This is a genomic window from Cohnella sp. 56 (genome assembly GCF_037963805.1).
GTDB lineage: Bacteria > Bacillota > Bacilli > Paenibacillales > Paenibacillaceae > Cohnella.
In genome coordinates, this window is the sequence record NZ_JAZDQE010000007.1 from 218,144 (window position 1) to 235,117 (window position 16,974).

General features: G+C 63.8%; 7 protein-coding genes. 3 read left to right on the plus strand and 4 right to left on the minus strand.

Going from position 1 to position 16,974, the window contains the following annotated elements; genetic code table 11:
- Nucleotides 1-132 precede the first annotated feature (132 nt).
- The 4 genes from VQ071_RS14710 to VQ071_RS14725 form a co-directional block, all read right to left on the minus strand.
- The gene (locus VQ071_RS14710; protein ID WP_340514800.1) at nucleotides 133-1,713 is read right to left on the minus strand and encodes a response regulator; all 1,581 of its coding nucleotides are present in this window, start codon (nucleotides 1,711-1,713) and stop codon (nucleotides 133-135) included.
- The gene (locus VQ071_RS14715; RefSeq protein WP_340514801.1) at nucleotides 1,713-3,461 is read right to left on the minus strand and encodes a sensor histidine kinase; all 1,749 of its coding nucleotides are present in this window, start codon (nucleotides 3,459-3,461) and stop codon (nucleotides 1,713-1,715) included. The genes VQ071_RS14710 and VQ071_RS14715 overlap by 1 nt, the downstream gene beginning before the upstream one ends.
- A gap of 167 nt (nucleotides 3,462-3,628) precedes the next feature.
- Nucleotides 3,629-5,044 (minus strand): MATE family efflux transporter, encoded by a 1,416-nt coding sequence (locus VQ071_RS14720; RefSeq protein ID WP_340514802.1) that lies wholly within the window; start codon nucleotides 5,042-5,044, stop codon nucleotides 3,629-3,631.
- Between the two features lie 75 nt (nucleotides 5,045-5,119).
- A complete protein-coding gene (locus VQ071_RS14725) occupies nucleotides 5,120-5,995 on the minus strand; it encodes a helix-turn-helix transcriptional regulator (RefSeq protein WP_340514803.1) in 876 nt (291 codons plus the stop codon).
- A 134-nt stretch (nucleotides 5,996-6,129) separates the two neighbouring features.
- Between VQ071_RS14725 and VQ071_RS14730 the strand changes: the two genes are divergently transcribed.
- The 3 genes from VQ071_RS14730 (at nucleotide 6,130) to VQ071_RS14740 (ending at nucleotide 16,765) form a co-directional block, all read left to right on the plus strand.
- Nucleotides 6,130-8,202, plus strand: a complete 2,073-nt coding sequence (locus VQ071_RS14730; RefSeq protein ID WP_340514804.1) for a beta-galactosidase — start codon at nucleotides 6,130-6,132, stop codon at nucleotides 8,200-8,202.
- A gap of 212 nt (nucleotides 8,203-8,414) precedes the next feature.
- Nucleotides 8,415-13,256 carry a glycosyl hydrolase 53 family protein gene (locus VQ071_RS14735; RefSeq protein WP_340514805.1) on the plus strand — a complete coding sequence of 1,614 codons (4,842 nt, stop codon included), beginning with the start codon at nucleotides 8,415-8,417 and terminating at the stop codon, nucleotides 13,254-13,256.
- Between the two features lie 233 nt (nucleotides 13,257-13,489).
- On the plus strand, nucleotides 13,490-16,765 hold the full coding sequence (locus VQ071_RS14740; protein ID WP_340514806.1) for an ATP-binding protein: 3,276 nt from the start codon (nucleotides 13,490-13,492) through the stop codon (nucleotides 16,763-16,765).
- Nucleotides 16,766-16,974 lie beyond the last annotated feature (209 nt).

Consider the following 16,974-nt stretch of genomic DNA (forward strand, 5'->3'; position numbering starts at 1 on the left):
ATTATAGGAGGCCGCGCCAAGACGCAGCATTCAGCAGAACAACTAAACCTAATACGAATTCAACGATCTCGTAAAAAAAAGAAAGACCCCCGTTCCACGTGGAACCGGAGCCTTCCGACAGGCACAATCGACTCAAACTTTGTTTTTTTTCCGGTACTCGCCGGGGGTCATGCCCATGTACTGCTTGAACTGGCGGTTGAAGTAGATGATGTTCTTGTAGCCGACCTGCTCCGCGATCTCGTACACCTTCCTCGTCGGCTCGAGCAGCAGCTCGCACACGCGCTTCATGCGCAGCTCGTTCAGGAAGTCGCTGAACAGACTGTTCGTCTCGGCCTTGAACAGCTGACCCAAATAATTCGGGGAAAAGTTGAAAAACGCGGCCACCTCGTTTAACGTAATTTTCTGATCCAGCCGCTCCTTCACGTACGCAGCGATGTCGTCGATCAGCTTGCGCTTCTGCCGCTGCCGCTTCAGGTAGAGCCGCTCGGACAGCTCAAAAAACCTTCGTCTGAGCCACGACAAGATATCGTGCACCGTCTCAAGCTGGAACAGGATAGACGGCTGATGCGAATCCCATTCCAGAATCTCGTACAAATGCTCGTTCATCTGGCGCAGATCCGCATGCAGCTTGGACGTGATCCGGATGATGAGATCGTATATTTCGTTTTTCTGGGAGAGTGGATGCTCGCCGTCGAACAGCTCCAGCAGGCAGTCGTCGATCGTCGTCAGGTCGTACTCCAGCATCGCGCCGAGCATCCGGTCCACGATCTCCTCCAGATTCGGGGCGATCCGCTCCTTGGGGCGCCATTGCGAAGCGTCCTGGATCAGCCGGTTTTTGCCGACGATCCACTTGATGCTGAGCGCGGCCAACGCCTGCCGGTAGGAATCGTGCAGCCGGTCGAATGCGGTCGTATACATCCCCGTCCCGATCGTCACGGAGAAGGCGAACTCGGCATAAAACGCAGATATCAGCTCCTCAAGCAAGGCGGCAAAGGAAGGCTCGGGGGCTGCGGCCAGCACGACAAAGCGGGCGTCATACGCATCGATGACCATGCCCATATGGCGTTCCAGGGCGAAGCTGCGGATAAACTGTGCCGCCTGGCCGAGCCACTGGCGCCGCTCCTCGGCGGTCGACTGATGCGTCTTCCATGCGATATCGTCGATCTCGACGAGCGCGACCGCGGTGCCGGCCTGGAGCATCGGCGCGAGGAAGCTGCGGATATGCGCCTCGGCCTCGCCCGGCGCGGCCTCGTTGAACCAGCGCAGCAGCAGCTCCTGGTTGACGAGCGACAGCGTCTCGGTCAGCGACGTATGCCGCTGCCTCTCCCGCTCGATGCTCTGGCAGAGCGCCGTCAACGTCGCATTCAGCTCGCCGTCCTCGACGGGCTTGAGCAGATAGCCGTGCGCATTGAGCTGGATCGCCTGCTTGGCATACTGGAAGTCCTCATGTCCGCTGATGAACACGATGGACACCTGCGGGTGGATCTCCTTGGCCTGCCGCGCGAACTCGGTGCCCGACATGATCGGCATGCGAATGTCGGACAGGATGATGTCGATCCGCTGCCGCCGCATCAGATCAAGCGCGGCGAACCCGCTCGATGCCGTCTGCACGCTCGCGCGCGACAGCAGCTCGTGGCCGGCCACCCGCCGTCTCAGCCACTCCAGGTCGACCGCCTCGTCGTCCACCAGCAGCACATTGATCTCGTTTTCCATCAGGCTTCACCGTCCTTCTTGTCTTCCCGTATCTCCGCATTGTCGACCGGCAGGATCAGCTCGACCGCCGTGCCCGCGCCGTAGTGGCTGCCGATGCGAATGCCGAAGTCGCTGCCGTACCTGAGCTTGATGCGCTCCTCCACGTTCTTCAGGCCGTAGCCGTCGGAGGGGGAGGCGCTGGCGCGCATCTGCCTTAACGTCTCGGGCCGCATGCCGATCCCGTTGTCGATGACCTTCAGCTCGATCCGATCGCCGCCGAGCCGCCTGCCCGTGATCCGGATCGCGATCGACTCCCCGAACCAGGCGTGCTTGAATATATTTTCGACGAACGGCTGCAGGACGAGCTTGATGATCGGCACGTGCAGAATGTCCGGCTCGATATCGAGATACACCTGGAAGGCATCCGCATACTTGACGCGCTGGATGTCCAGGTACGCCTTCACCTGCTCCACTTCCTCCGCCAGCGGGATATACACCTGTCCTTCGTTTAACGTCAGCCTGTAGAACCTCGCCAGCCCCTGCACCATGCGCGTGACCTTCTCGACCTCGCCCAGATTCGCCAGGCTGCCGATCGTCGAGAGCGTGTTGTACAGGAAATGCGGGCTGATCTGCGCCTGCAGCACGTCCAGCTCCGCCTGCTTTTTCTGAATGCCCTGCTCGTAGACGTCCCGGATCAGCTCCTGAATGCTCTGGGCCATCTGGTTGAAGGCGTCGGCGATGTACACAAACTCGTCGTTGCCGGCGAAGCCGATCCGCTTGTAGAAGTTGCCCTCCTGGAACGAGCGCACGAGCGAGACGATCCGTTTCATCTTTTTGCCGGACAGGCGGGCGACGAGGTAGCCGATCAACGCCATCACGACGAAGCTGATGAGACAGACGGCGACGATCACCCTGCGCATCTTGCTCGCGTCTTTGTTCAAGTAACGGTTGGGCACCCATGCCTCGATCGCGTAGTCGGAGCCGGGAATGTCTTCGGTGATGACCATATAGGAGGATGCCTGCGCGCCTTCCTTCACGCTGCCGCGCTCGTACAGCTTCGTCCCCGCGCCCTTGTCCATGAGCCGGAGGGCAATGCCCTGTTCGATCGGAAATGTATCGAAGTTGCCGAGCAGCTCGTCGAACCGCGCCGTCACGCGCAGGTAGCCGATGAGCGACTGTGCGCCGTCTGCGGCGTACAGCTTGCGGAAGTACGAGATGTTCCCCAGCTCCCGGTCGGTGTCCATCTGAACCCAGAGCTTGTCCTTGTTCAAGGCGAGGACCGACCGGAACCAATCCGTCGCCTCGACGCTCGCAGCGAGCAGCACGTAGTAGTCGCTCCGGCCGATCGGCGCAGACATATCGTCGCCGGTAATGTCGAGCATCGTCTCGTTGACGGTATACAGCGCGAGCCGCAGCTTGTTGCCGTACAGCTGGAGCGGCGCCTTCATATACGGCACGATGTCGTCCCGCATCTTCAGCATGTTCTCCCGGGGATCGCCCCTGAACTGCAGCGCATTCTGGAAGGTCGTATTGAGGAACAGCGAGTTGGTCATGCGCGTGATCTCGTCCATCTGGTACTTGATGTTGTTCCTCGTCTGCTGCATCGCGGTCCGAATGTTCGTCTCCGCCATCTCGGTGCGGGACTGCACGAGCATCGTATACGAGATATAGCCCACCAGAATATCGGTCAGCAGCACGAGCGCGAGATACGGCAGCATCGTCTTGTATGTGAACGGAATATAGGTTTTGCCGTACCTGGCTCTCCCCATATGCGCGCCCCCTTTGCGATCATGTCCATCCGGATTAGCGGAATTTGCATCATTTTACACTGAAAAGAGAGCGGTTACTAGCGGTCGGCGCATGGGAACGGCTGGCGAACCCGGCAGAGGAACAGAAAAGAGCGCCTGCAGGCGCTCTTTCGGATGTCTGTATACGGTTATGCGCCGGCAGGCGCCGCATCGGCCGTCTCCGGCACGGTCAGCGGCTTCACGAGCGCCTTTTTCTCCCAGGCCCGGCTGCGCCAGCGCAGCAGCATGATGATGCCGCGCAGCCATTCGTCTATCGCGAAGGCGATCCATACGCCCAGCAGTCCGAACCCCGAATGAACGCCCAGATAATACGCGAGCGGCACCGAGATGCCCCACATCGACAGCACGCCCATCAGGACGGGGAACCGTGCATCCCCGGCCGCGCGCAGCGAGTTGTTGATGACGATGTTGAAGGTCCGCCCCGGCTCGAGCACGACGGAGAGCAGCAGAATACCCGCGCCCGTCGCGATAATCGTCTTATCCTGCGTGAACATGCCCAGAATCTCGTGCCGGAACAGCGAGGCGATCCCCACGATGACGAACGTCAGGAAAAAGCTGATCCGCACGCTTTTCATCAATCTCCGGTAAGCCGCCTTCATCTCCCCCGCGCCGACCATCTGCCCGACGATGATCTCCGTGCCGGCGCCGACCGCCGTCGCCAGCGCCATGAAGTAGTTCGACACGTTCATGACGTACACATGGGTGTTCAGCGCCGTGACGCCGATCATATTGACGAAGCTGACGACCATCAGATACTGCGACTGCCAGGCGAGATGTTCGCCCGCGGCGGGCAGGCCGACGCTCATGATCTGCTTCACGTACGCGCCCTTCCAGGCCACATAATCCTTGATCCGGATCGGCGCAGGGATGCTCCGGTACAGGAGGAAGATCAGCACGACGATGCCGAGCAGGCGGCTCGCGACCGTCGAGACGGCCGCGCCGGTGACGCCCCATGCCGGCAGGCCGAAGTGTCCGAAGATGAGCAAATAATTGCCCGCGATATGAATCAAGTTAACCCCCAGCGTGACGAACATGACGCTTTTCGTCTGTCCGGTGGAGCGGATAATCGACGATATCGCGTACGACAGCGCTTCGATCCAGATGAAGCCGCCGATGATTTTCAGATAATGGCTGGCCATCGCGATCTGCGCGGGGCTGAGATTCATCAACCGCAGGAGCGATTCTCCGAACCCGACGAGCGCGATGCTGACCAGGATGCCGAAGATGAGGTTAATCGTGATGGCGAGCGCCGAGATGCGGCTCGCTTCCTGCTCCCTCCTCGCGCCGATGTATTGAGAGACGGCGACGCTCGTGCCGATGCCGACGAAGCCGAACATGAGAATGCAGAAAAATACGATCTCGTTGGCAAGTCCCACCGCCCCCGTCGCCATGTCCGAGATGCGGCTCAACATGAGCACGTCCACCGTGCCGAGCATCATCCGCAGCACCGAATCGATGAGTATGGGCCAAGTAACCGCGTACAGACTGAGTTTTTTCCAAGATGGCGTGCTATTCGTGCTATTCGTGCTATTGATCGTTGTCACGTTTCGAATGCTCCTATTATGCCTTTTTCGCTGCGATTTTCCCAGTTTAGGGCTTGCGATCGGATACGTCTATGCTTAAATGGGCGGCCGCTGTATGGCATTATGGGCAGGCTGCTTTTTTTTGCCGTTGCGGTACCGGCCGGGGGCGACGCCGTACGCCCGCTTGAACGAGCGGATGAAGTAATTGGGGTCCATGCCCGTCCTGCTCGCCGTCTCCGACACGGAAGCGTTCGGATTCTCCTCGAGCCAGACGGCCGCCTGATGCAGCCGGAAGCGGCGCAAGTAGGCAAGCGGCGGCTCGCCGTACGCCTCTCTGAACAGGCGCTGGAAATGCTGGACCGAATAGCCTACGGCGCTCGCGACGTTGGACATGACGAGCGGCTCGGCGAAGTGCTCGTGCAAAAAATGGACGGCGCGGGCGAGCGCAGCGTCCGACTGGCGTGCGGGAAGCGGCGCGGAAGGCGAAGCCGGGCCCGTCCGCAGCGACGACAGCAGCAGCACGTAGTCGTAGAGTCTTGCAGACAGCAGCCGCGCGGACCCCGCGTCGGCGCGGTCGGCATGCTGCCAGAGCGCTTCGATCCCGGCAGCCGGCTCGGCCGTGTCCTTCAAGTCGAACGCTTGGCCGAGCGGCAGGCCGCAGGCGTCCGCGATGCTCCGCGCGGTCAGACCCTCGAAGCCGACGTAGCCGAGCAGCCACGGATGTCTGGGCATCGGCTCGTAGCGGTGCGGCTCGTCGGGAGACAGCATGAGCGCCTGGCCGGCCTCCATATAGACGCAGCTTCCGTCCGGGAATTCGAAGCGGCCCTTGCCCCCGAAGCAGACAAAAATCTGCATGACGGGGAAGCCGACGGGCCGCTCCACGGGATGCTGGGCGTGAGCGCCGACGCAGTACAGGCTGAGAGGCAGACAGTCCCTCTGACCGAAGGGCGACAGTCGGAACGGCAGTTGCATGGCGGGCCTCCATGTTCATTTTGTGCTTAAATCAACGCGCATTGTGCTAACGCTTCCGGGGCGGATCTCCTACAATCAGACTATAGGCCACATAGTAAGCGTTGGCAATGCAAAGCTCGGCGAGGAGAGATGACATGGCACAGCGCTATGCGCCCGTAAGCGATAAAATATCGGGATTCATGCACGGAGCGGATTATAACCCGGATCAGTGGCAGCATGATCCCCGTGTGTTGGAGGAAGATATCCGGCTGATGAAGCTGGCCGGATGCAATGTGATGGCGGTCGGCATCTTCGCCTGGGCGGCGATCGAGCCCGAGGAAGGCGAGTTCCGGTTCGAGTGGCTCGACCGCGTGCTTGAGCGCTTCGCGGCGAACGGCATCTACGCCTGGCTGGCCACGCCGAGCGGCGCCCGCCCCGCCTGGATGTCCGAGCGTTACCCGGAGGTGCTGCGGGTCAATGAGCAGCGCGTCCGCAATCTGCACGGCCATCGTCACAATCACTGCTACAGCTCGCCGGTCTACCGGGAGAAGGTCGCGATCATGAACGGCAAGCTGGCCGAACGGTACGCGCATCATCCCGCCGTCGTCGGCTGGCATATCTCGAACGAATACGGCGGCGAATGCCACTGCGATTATTGCCAGCAGGCGTTCCGCGAATGGCTCAAGGCGCGGTACGGCTCGCTCGAAGCGCTGAACGCGGCTTGGTGGACGTCCTTCTGGGCGCACACGTATACGAGCTGGACACAGGTCGAGTCGCCTTCGCCGCGCGGCGAGAACATGGTGCACGGTCAGAATCTCGATTGGCGGCGGTTCGTGACCGACCGCACGGCGGAGTTCTGCCGTCACGAGATCGCGGCGGTGCGTCCGTATAATCCGGACCTGCCCGTCACGACGAACCTGATGGACTGGTTCGAGGGACTCGACTACCGCAAGTTCGCGGATCTCGTCGACGTCGTCTCGTGGGATGCCTATCCCAAGTGGCACGGCCGGCGCGACGACAGCGCGGAGGCGGCCTGGTTCGCCTTCAATCACGATCTGTTCCGCTCGCTCAAGGACAAGCCGTTTCTGCTCATGGAGAGCACGCCGAGTCTGACCAACTGGCAGCCGGTCAGCAAGCTGAAGAAGCCGGGCATGCACAAGCTGTCTTCGCTGCAAGCCGTCGCCCACGGCTCCGATTCGGTGCAGTACTTTCAATGGCGCAAGAGCCGCGGCTCCAGCGAAAAGCTGCACGGTGCGGTCGTCGACCACGTCGGCCACGAGCATACGCGGGTGTTCGGCGACGTGGCTGAACTCGGCGAGACGCTGCGGCGGCTGGCCGCTGTCGCGGGCACCGGCGTGAACGCGCGCGCCGCGATTCTGACCGACTGGGACAACCGCTGGGCGGTCAAGGACTCGCAAGGCCCGCGCAATGCGGGCGTTCATTACGAGGAGACCGTGATGGAGCACTATCGGGCGCTCTGGTCGCTCGGCATCCAGGTCGACATCATCGGCTCCGAGGAGGACAGGGACCTGTCGCGGTACGACCTGATCGCCGCGCCGATGATGTACTTGTGCCGCGCGTCTGCGGGCGAGCGTCTGGAGCGCTTCGTCGAATCGGGGGGCACGCTCGTCGCCACGTATTGGAGCGGTATCGTCGACGAGTATGATCGCTGCCACCTGGGCGGCTTCCCTGGCCCGCTGCGGCGGACGCTCGGCATCTGGTCGGAGGAGATCGACGGGCTGTACGACGAGGAGCGCAATGCGCTCGTCCCGGTCGAAGGCAATGCGCTTGGCCTGACGGAGACGTACGCGTCGCGCGACCTGTGCGAGCTTGTGCATCTGGAGGGCGCCGAGGCGCTGGCGACCTACCGCGACGATTTTTATGCGGGCCGTCCGGCGCTGACGGTCAACGCCCTGGGCGCGGGACGCGCGTATTATCTGGCGACGCGCGCGGACACGGCTTTGCTCGACCGGCTGTATGCCAGGCTGGCCGGCGACCTGTCGCTGCCGCGGGCGCTCGAGACGGACCTGCCGCAGGGCGTGACCGCCCACGTCCGCACGGACGGCGAGACCGATTATGTGTTCGTCGAGAACTACAGCGGCGAAGCCCGGACCGTCAAGCTGGACGGCCGGGCATACCGGGACGGGGAGACCGGGGCAGCGGTCGCCGGAGACGAGCTGGCGCTTGAGCGCAACGGCGTGCGGGTGCTGGTTCGTTCGGCGCGGTAGCAAAGCGCCGGACATGTCAGGTCAGGCGCTCGCGCGAGGGCCGATCCCCATCGTATGGATGACAAGGCCGGCGATGCCGGCCCGGTCGTCGACCCTCGGCACAACGAAGTTGGTGCGCCGCGGCGCCGGCCTGGATTGGCAGGGCGGAGCTAACGTTTGACATGCGGCTGCATTTATAAATGTATGCGCATACATAACAAGGAGGAATGAACATGGCTAACAAGAAAAGCATTCGGCAGCCGTTATGGAGTCTGGCGCTCACCGGGGCGCTGCTGCTCGGCCTGCTGCCCGCGCCGGTCGGCGCGGCGACGGACAATACAGCGCCGCCGAGCGTACAGCCGGTGAACGTCGCACCCGTGGCGGCGCTGCAGGACGGCAAGCGGCCGGACTTCATCATGGGGGCGGACGTGTCCGAGCTGTACGCGATCGAGCAATCCGGCAAAAAGTTTTACGACACGGACGGCACCGAGATGAGCGCCCTGCAAGTGCTGCAAAAGCATGGCGTCAACTACATCCGGCTGCGGGTGTGGAACGATCCGACGGACGCGTTCGGCGATCCGGTCGGCGGCGGCAACACCGATCTGGCAAGCGCGATCGCGACGGCCAAGGCCGCCAAGCAGCTCGGGATGGGCGTGCTGCTGGACTTCCATTACAGCGACTTTTGGGCCGATCCGGGCACACAGGTCAAGCCGAAGGCGTGGACGAACCATACCGGCGAGACGCTGCAGCAGGACGTGTACAGCTTCACGTACGACTCGCTTCAGGCGATGAAGCAGGCGGGCGCGCTGCCCGATATGGTGCAGATCGGCAACGAGATCAACAGCGGCATGCTGCATCCGGACGGCGGCTCCGCGACGAAGGCGGCGCCTTTTCTGCAGAAGGCTTCGGCCGCCACAAGAGCCGTGGACGCGGGCATCAAGATCATGATCCACCTGGCCGGCAATTCGGGCGGGAGCGCCTCCGGCTTCACCGGCAGCTTCGATACGTGGACGAGCGGTACGACCGCGGTCGACTTCGATATTATCGGCATCTCCGACTACCCGTTCTGGCACGGCACGATGGCGCAGAACAAGACGATTCTCCAGACGCTCGCGGCCAAGTACGGCAAGCAAGTCGTCGTAGCCGAGACGAGCTACGGGTGGACGCTCGACGAGGGTGACGAGCAGCTCAATACGTTCAGCCAGGCCCAGGCGACGGATTCCGGCTATACGCCGACCGTGCAGGGACAAGCGGCAGAGGTGCGCGATATTATCGCCAATGTCGCGGGCGTGCCGGACGACAAAGGGCTCGGCGTGTTTTATTGGGGAGCCGTCTGGCTGCCGGGCGTCGACACCGGCTGGATCACGGGGCAGGGCAGCGGTTGGGAAAATCAGGCGCTGTTCGACTATACGGGCAAGGCGCTGCCTTCGCTTGACGTCTTCAGCCGGGTCCGCGATTCCGCCGCGCCGCCGGCGGCCGTATTGACCGATGCCGACACCATCTACGCGAAGGCGGTCGCTGGCGGCACGCTGAGCCTGGGCACGACGGCGGCGGGACGTTATTCGGACGGCTACTACCGCGCCGCGACGGTCGCCTCGTGGGACACGAGCGCGGTCGATCTGACGAAGGAAGGCGTCTACAGGGCGTACGGCACCATCGCCGGCACCGATGTGAAGGCGACTGCCGTCGTCACGGTAGGTCCGGCGCAGCCGGCGAACTTGATCCCGTCCAACGCGGGCTTCGAGAGCGGCACGTCGGCGACGGGCTGGACGGTCGAGTCTCCGCTCGCCGTCAAGAACAACAAGAGCGATGCGCACGCCGGCAGCTATGCGCTTCACTTCAGCGCCAGCCAGACCGCGAAGAAGGCGTACCGGACGCTGACAGGCGTTGCCAACGGGACGTACACCTTCAGCATTTGGGCGGAAGCCTACGGCACGACCAGCGCGGATATTTCCATCTACGCCGAAGGCTATGACAGCGCGGACGCAGCCAAGCAGGTCAAGGCAGCCGTCGCGACGGGCTCCTGGGGACAGTGGAAGCAGTACTCGGTCGCGGTGCCGGTGACGTCGGGCACAGTCACCATCGGCGTCAGCGTGCAGGGCGCGAGCGGGCTGTACGGAGACTTCGACGATGCGTACTTCGGATTGCCGGCCGTCCAGGGGGACGGGTCGGCCAAGACGGCGCCGGTGCTCGCGAGCCGGACGGGCGGAGAGGCGCTGGCGAGCGGCTCGGCCGTGCCCGGCGGCCAGCCGGGGATCGTCCTGACGAGCGCCACGCCGGGGGCGCGGATCTATTATACGACCGACGGCGATACGCCCGCCTATGCGAGCGGCTCGAGCACGACGCAATATTATGCCGGACCGATCGCGCTGGCGGGCAATGCGACGGTGAAGGCAATCGCAGTCGCGCCCGGCTACGAGGCCAGCGACATTGCGTCGCTGGAGCTCAAGGCGGACTATGCGCAGGGCGGCTCGTCCTCGTCCTTGGCGAACGGCGAGTTCGATACGATCGGTGAGCTGGACGGCTGGGAGTTGGAGGGAGCCGAAAAAGGCGAGTTAAGCAGCTCGACCTTCGATGTGAACGCTGCGGGACCTTTTGCAGGTGCGGGCGCGTTCAACTATTATGCGGCCGACGCTTATGCCTTCAAGCTGTCGAAGAAGCTGACGGGCCTGCAGCCGGGCGTCTACAAGCTGACCGCCTACAGCTCGGGCCAGTCGAACCGGCTCACCGGCACAGACGGCCGGTATGCGGCGGACACCGCAGTCGCCTCGCTCTCGCTGAGCGCCAGGACGCAGTCCGAATCGCGCGCCGCCGCCGTAATTAATCAGGGCTGGAGCGTATGGCGCGGTACGGCTATCGCCGGGTTGAACGTAACCGACGGCACGCTCGGGATCGCCTTCGGCGGCACCGCAGCGGCGGGGTACTGGGGATATGTGGACCATGTCGTACTCGAGCGCACTGGCGACTATGCCGCCGGGACCGTAGCCGGACGCGTCGTCGACAATGCCGGGCTGGGCGTGCCCGGCGCGAGCGTGACGATCAGCGTCGGCGACGCGGTGTACGGCACGGCGACCGCGGACGAGACCGGCGCCTATGCGATCTCCGGCGTGCTCGCGAATACGGGCGCGATGTATACGGTACGGGCGGCGCAGGCCGGCTATACGGGCGCATCGATTGCAGACGTCGCAGTGGAAAAGGGTGCCGAGACGCGTCTTGCCGACCTGGTGCTTGAGGGCGTGCCAGCCGTCACGGATATCACGCTGACGTCCGACGCAGCAGAAGCGTCGATCGCGGTCGGCGAATCGTTCCGCCTGACGGCGGCGTTGAGCCCGGCAGATGCGACGATCAAATCCGTCGTCTTCGCGTCGGGGGATGACAATATTGCATCGGTGAGCGATGTCGTATACGACGCGGCGAAGGGCACGACGAGCGCCAAGATCACCGGCCTGCGAGCAGGCGACGGTATCGTGACCGCGACCGCGCGGGACGGCGGCGCGAAGGCCGAGTACCGGTTCGTCGTGAAGGAAGCGACCGATCCGGGCACTGATCCGGGCAACGGCGATGACGAGGCGCCGGGCAAGGTGTCGGCCGTCAGCGTCGCGGCTGCGGACGGCAAGCTGATCTTGACCTGGGACGATCCGGCGGATGCGGATCTGGCCTACATTCGCATCGCAGGCGAGTCCGAGGGCGGTCAGCCGATCGCCGGACGCCAGGTCGATGCAGGCGTGCACCGGGCCGAGCTGGACGGCTTGACGAACGGCGTCAGCTACAGCGTGACCCTGACGGCAGTAGATGCGGCCGGGCATGAGTCCGAAGCCGTGACCGTCAACGGAACGCCGACAGCGCCTTACATTCCTAATCCGCCTTCTACGTCTACGCCGGTCATCGATCCGTCCAAGCCGGTCGTCGACAGCCGCGGACTGACGGTCGAAGCGAGCGCGGATACCTCCGGTCTGGCGAGCGTCACGCTCGGCGCTGCGGATATCGAGAGCGCGATCAAGGCGCTGGCAGGCTCCGAGCTGCGCATCGCGGTGAAGCCGGACGCCGCGACCTCCGGTGTGCGCGTCACGCTGCCGAGCGACGCCTTGCTCGCGGCGTCGACCGCAGGCAAGCTGTCGTCGATCGTCATCGACAACGGACTGGCGCCGGTGACGATCGACGCCCAGTGGCTGGCGACGCAGGCCAAAGCCGGCGAGACTGTCACGCTGACGGTCGCCAAGGCGGATACGTCGAAGCTGCCGCAGGCGACTCTCGATCAACTGGCCGGACATCCCGTCTACGACTTCAAACTTGAAGTTGGCGGGCGGCACGTCGAGCAGTTCGGCAAGGGCGGCGTTGTCCACGTTGCCGTTCCTTATACGCTCGGCGCAGGCCGGCAGGCCGGACAGGTCGTCGTCTACGCCATCGACGGCGAAGGACGTTTGACGCCGGTCGTGAACAGCCGATACGATGCGGCGACAGGCACGGTCCGGTTCGCGCCGGCGCACTTCAGCCTGTACGCAGCGGCTTCCGCGAAGACGCTGTTCACCGATCTGCAGCAGCATGCCTGGGCGGCGCCCGCCGTCGAAGCGCTGGCTGCGCGGGGCGCAGTTCGCGGAGACGGCAACGGTACGTTCCGTCCGAACGGCATCGTGACACGGGCGGAATTCGTCACGATGCTGGCGAACGCCTTCGAGCTGGCGTCCGGAGCAGGCTCGGATGCGCCCGCATTCACGGATGTCGCCGCAGGCCAGTGGTATACGGACGCCGTCGCCTCGGCGGCGAAGCTCGGCATCGTGACCGGGCGTCCGGACGGCGCCTTCGGCCTCGATGCGCCGATCACGCGCCAGGAGATGGCCGCGATGCTGTACCGCGCGGCGAACGCGGTCAAGCTTGACCTGGCGGCTGCGCCTGCCGTGCAAGCCGCGGCGTTCACGGACGCGGACGCCATCGCGCCGTATGCGCGGGATGCGGCGGCTGCCATGCAGCGCGCGGGCATCCTGCAAGGCACCGGCGCAGGCGCCTTCACGCCGGCGGCTTCGGCGACGAGAGCGCAGGCCGCGACAGCTATCTATCGCCTGTTCGAGCAGCAATAGCATCGCGGCGCCGCCGACTCGATCGAGACGCAATAACCGTCCGGGACTTGTCTCCCTGACGGTTTTTGGCGCAGCGACAGTCACACCTCCTCGATTCCGCATCGATACCGATGGCAGGTCTCTTGGTGAGAAGATGGTTGTCCCTGCTATTGTTACCAGTCGGTGTGCTCTTCCATGGAAAAAATCAGCCTGCCGCTAGGAAATATGCAGCGTTATGTCGAACTTTGCACATTATGAAACGAAAATCGCTATCCACACGCCAATATATCGCCGTCGCCGCTCTCTTCTTCGCCGTCCTGTTCGGCCTCAGATGGTCATGGACCCATCTGTTCTTCCCCGTCTCGCATCCCGTCATCGCGGACGGCGTACTCGACCTGCGGGGCGTCGACCTGGAATCTGTGCGACCCTTCGCTCTGGATGGCCAGTGGCGCTTCTATCCTTCCCGCCTGCTCACCGAGGAGGCGCTCAAGTCGGAGACGCTCGCATCCCGCCCGATCCAGGTGCCGGGAGACTGGCGGAGCGCGCTGGATGCAGGCGACGGAGCATCGTCCTACGGCTACGGCACGTACCGTCTGCGCATTCTGACCGACCCGCTGGACAAACCCGTCACCTTCTGGCTGAACCGCATCCAGTCCGCGTCCGTCGTTTCGATGAACGGCTTCTCGGAGGGCACGATCGGCCGCGTCGCCGAGACCAGGGATGCTTATGTGCCCCGGAGCATCTCCTTCACCGCGACCTACGACGGCGAAGGCGCGACGGAGATCGACCTGCTCGTGCAGGTGTCCAACTTCGACCATCCGTTCCTGGGCGGCATTACCCGCTCCGTGCTGTTCGGCGCCCAGTCGTCGGTCGACTTCGCCAGGCTGTATTCGATCGGCTTTCAACTGGTCACGTTTATCGTGCTGCTGCTTCACGGCTTGTATGCCTTCACGCTTTATCTGTTCAATCGGCGCGACAGGACGTTCCTGCTCTTTGGCCTGCTCACGCTGACCGCCGGCCTGACTATCACCTCCGATCACGACAATCTGCTCCTGCTCTGGCTGCCGATTGACTTCGCCTGGAGCTTGAAAATCCGGCTGTTCTCCTATATGTGGCTGTCCTACATGATTCTACTGCTCTACAAACGGTTCATCCCGGAGCCGTCCTGGCGGTCGGGGCTTCGTGTCTATACCGCATTGCTGTGCGCTTATACGGCCTTAATCGCGATCGCACCTGCCTCCTGGGTGTACACTTCGCGCCACTATCTCATCTTCAGCGTCTTCTATTTACTGCCCTTCGTGCGGATGGGATGGCTCGTCACCCGGATGTACGCCCGCAGGCAGAGCGACGAAGGCTCCGTCTTCCTGCTGCTGTCCGGTTCGGCCGTGCTGTCGAGCGTCATCTGGGGCGCATTCAATGCGCTGCTCGACATTACGCCGGTGTATTATCCGATCGAGGTCATCGCGGCGATCATCGGCTTCTCGTCCTACTGGTTCCAGGTCTACTTCCGCAACGCCAGGGAGAATGCGCTGCTGAACGAGCAGCTGCGGGAGACCGACAAGCTGAAGGATCAATTCCTCGCCAACACGTCGCATGAGCTGCGGACGCCGCTGCACGGCATCATGAACATCGCGGAGACCGTGATGCTGCGGGAGCGGGCGCGCCTCGGCGAACGCTCGCTCCGGGACATGGACCTGCTCGTCGGCGTCAGCCGGCGCATGTCCCATCTGCTGAACGACCTGCTCGACGTCGCCCGTCTGCAGGACGGCGGCATCGCGCTGCGCCCCTCGCCGCTGCGCATCCAGGCGATCGTGCCCGGCGTCCTGGATATGCTCGGCTTCCTCGTCGAAGGCAAACCCGTCCGTCTGCGCGCGGATGTCCCGGACACGCTGCCGTCCGTCCTCGCCGACGAGCACCGCGTCGTGCAGATTCTGTACAACCTGCTGCACAACGGCATCAAGTTCACCGACGAAGGCGACGTCACGATCTCCGCCGAGCTGCGAGGCGGACGCGTCCTCGTCGCCGTAGCCGATACCGGCATCGGCATGGACGATGAGACCCAGGCGCGCGTCTTCCGGCGCTACGAGCAAGGGCCGGGCGGCGACGGCATCGGGCTGGGCCTCAGCATCTCCAGGCAGCTGGCCGAGCTGCACGGCGGCTCGCTGACAGTGCGCTCCGCCCCCGGCGCCGGGTCGGTGTTCCGGTTCGACCTGCCTGTGGCGGGGGCCGACTCCGGCGCGGCGGATGCCGACCCGGCTGCCGAGCCGACGGAGACACGAGCGGATGCCTCGGCGCGAGCTCACGGCGCTTTGACGTCCGCTTCATTGGCGGCGGACGCATCGGCGCGCCCCGACGGCGCGAGGCCGGTTGCTCCCACGCCGACCGCTGCCTTGGCGCGGCCGGACGGCATACCGCCAGCCCCCGGCTCCCCCGCTCCGTACGGCAATTCCCGTCCCGCAGCCGCTGTTGATGCGCCCTTCGGGACCGCGGAGGCGGACGCGGAGATTGCCGCGGCGCTTTACTTGCAGCCCGGTGGCCGCGTGCACATCCTCGCCGTCGACGACGATCCGGTGAATCTGAGCGTACTCGCGGGCATCCTGTCGAGCGAGCCGTACGAGATTGCGTACGCCCGGTCGGGCCAGGAGGCGCTCGGCATGCTCGGCAGCCGCCACTGGGATCTGCTCATCGCGGATGTGATGATGCCGCGCATGTCCGGCTATGAGCTGACGCAGCAGGCCAGAGAACGCTACTCCTTCTCGGAGCTGCCGATCCTCCTGCTCACTGCCCGCAGCCAGCCCGCCGACATCTATGCGGGCTTCAAGGCCGGCGCGAGCGACTACGTCGCCAAGCCGGTGGACGCTCCGGAGCTGCGATACCGCATTCGCGCGCTCGTCGCGCTCAAGCGGTCCGCCAGCGAACGCCTGCGCATGGAAGCCGCGTATTTGCAGGCTCAGATACAGCCCCACTTTGTCGTCAACACACTTAATTCCATCGTCGCGCTCGGCGAGACCGATCCCGATCGCATGCGGGAGCTCGGCCACGCGTTCGCCTCCTTTCTGCGCATGAGCTTTGATTCAATCAATGCCGAGGAGCAGGTGCTGCTGTCCCACGAGATTGAGCTGACCGAAGCCTATCTGTTCATCGAGCGTGCGCGGTTCGGCAGCAGGCTGAACGTCGTATGGGAAACGGAGCCCGGTCTCGAACCGCTGATCCCGCCGCTGTCGATCCAACCGCTCGTCGAGAATGCGGTCAAGCATGGCGTGCTGCCGCGGAGCGACGGAGGCACGGTTCGCATCCGCATCCTGCGCCGCGACGGCCAGATCGCGATCGAGGTCGCCGACGACGGCGTCGGCATGACGGAGAACCAGGCGGAGCGCGTGCTGACTCAGCTCGCGGAGGCCGGCCGCGGCGTCGGGCTCTACAATACGAACCGGCGCCTGAAGCGCCTGTACGGACAGGGTCTCCGCATCGTCAGCCGCCCGGGAGCCGGGACGACCGTCTCCTTCCGCGTACCCGACCTGGCGCGGTGAAAGTTGTATAGCTGCCGCTTCTCTCGGCATAACTGCCAATCGCAAAAAGGCCGTCAGGGGAACTTCCCTGACGGTCTCTGTTCTGTACGCGCTTAGGTCAAGGCGCGAAGCGGCGCGTTATTTGCGATTATTTCAAACCCATCTGATTCCGGTTCAGCGGCGGTTGATTGCGTAAATATGTTTGGATGCCACTCGCTTGTCCCGCCCAT